This window comes from Chitinimonas sp. BJB300 (genome assembly GCF_002735695.1).
GTDB lineage: Bacteria > Pseudomonadota > Gammaproteobacteria > Burkholderiales > Chitinimonadaceae > Chitinimonas.
Genome location: NZ_PDZH01000293.1, coordinates 1 through 1,642 on the forward strand (window position 1 = coordinate 1; position 1,642 = coordinate 1,642).

Sequence of the window (1,642 nt, forward strand, 5' to 3'; positions counted from 1 at the left end):
AGTCCTTGCCCTGGGTATTTTTTTGCTTGGCATATTGCCGCCAGTATTCTTTGGTATCCCGATCTTTTAAATAGGCGCTCTTTAAGGCAGCCTGGGCCTGAAATTGGGATAAATCCCAATTATCGATCTTGCCGACCACATACCAATAGATGCGATGCAACTGAGTGGGAACCTGTCCATGAATTCGGGTTTTCTCTGTCCAAAGCTGAACCGCTTCATCGAATAGAAAACTAAATAGCTTTTCGTAATCGATCACTTCGAGGTTCATGGCCCGAAGTGATCCGTACAGATTTGAACCGTCAACAAACTCGGCAAATTTATACATGCTTACCTCTTTACTATGCGGGTCGTACACCAATGGTGCTTACGTTGCGCAGGTTACACGAATTGTGCTCAATTTGTCATTCGCATAAGAGTCTAAGCGATAGTCCATGCCGAATTATGATAAATATTGGGGCAAGTGGTGAGCAGGGGCCGTACCCATTCACGCAGTGTTTCTGCAACGCTCGCCTGATTATGAGTCGATAGTCTTGCTAGCCTGCCAATGGATTGGCAGGCTTTAGCGATTAGCAGAACGATAAAGGGTGACTTTAATATTTACCCACTGTCAGGCTGATTTCAATGTAGGTAGGAAAACGAAATGCCTACACCTACTAATTCAATTATTCGGCTTTTAATATGATAAATAAACTATTTCACCGCTATCAAACGCTTGACTTGCCCACGCAAATCCATATGGTGGCTTTTATTCCAGCTTGCTTATGTCTTTTATTGCCATTTTTTACTACTGACATTATGCCCTACACGTATTTTCTTGTGACGCTGAGTTATATTGGATTTATTGTGGGATTTTTAGTTTGGTTTAAGCCATCTTATTACAAGATAAAAGAGCGAACTATAGGAAAATTAGCAATTAATATTACGCATGCGGTCGCTATTTTAATTTCTTTGATATTTGCACGAATACAAGTTGCAGATGCATTGGGCTTGCCGCCACAGGGTTTTGAATTAACGGTGAGCGCTGTTGCGCTGATTTTCTATCTTCCCGCTTTAGCGATTATTGTGAGCCTCCTATTATTATTCGGGGCTATGTTATCGAAGTTGTACGGTTTATATGATAGAAATCAACGTAATATAAAATATTACGGCAATGCTATTGGTGCGTTAGGTTTAATTTAAGTTTTAAATTTTGTTTATCAATTTTTTATAGATAATCAAAAATTCTTTATTCCACTGACACGGCATATTGCGTATCACAGTGATTTTCATTTAATGCCAGAATATCCTGGACTTCGACCCAATGTGCCTGTCCACCTGCTTGGAAATGGGGTGGTTTCCTATGCGGTAGTGGAGGGTAAATCGTTTAGGTTTGAAGTTATACCGCCCGCTGAGGACAAAATCGCGAAGCCCATGGCGAATAGTGCATCCTTGTCCTCAGTGCCGGTTAATCCGCGCTAAGTCCTTGTTATCTGCTTGGCCAAGTACCGTTCTTGGCCACCTGCTTGAGTTGGGCTGCGCCCTGCCCCTTCATTTCTTGCAGCCTCATCCGCGATTAAGCTCAAAATCCATCAAAATGCCTAGATGGCCTCTGATCCACATCAGGACCGTTCTAGCGATTTTGGTGCGGCCCTACTTCCGAAAA

General features: G+C 42.4%; 2 protein-coding genes. One reads left to right on the forward strand and one right to left on the reverse strand.

Going from position 1 to position 1,642, the window contains the following annotated elements; genetic code table 11:
- The coding region (locus CSQ89_RS21435; RefSeq protein ID WP_139023133.1) for an NYN domain-containing protein at positions 1 to 325 on the reverse strand (325 nt) is incomplete at its 3' end.
- Positions 326 to 678: 353 nt separating this feature from the next.
- On the opposite strand from CSQ89_RS21435, the gene CSQ89_RS21440 reads away from it, so the two are divergent.
- Entirely contained in the window at positions 679 to 1,179 is a 501-nt protein-coding gene (locus CSQ89_RS21440; protein ID WP_099407978.1) for a hypothetical protein, read from the forward strand.
- The last annotated feature ends 463 nt before the right edge of the window (positions 1,180 to 1,642 follow it).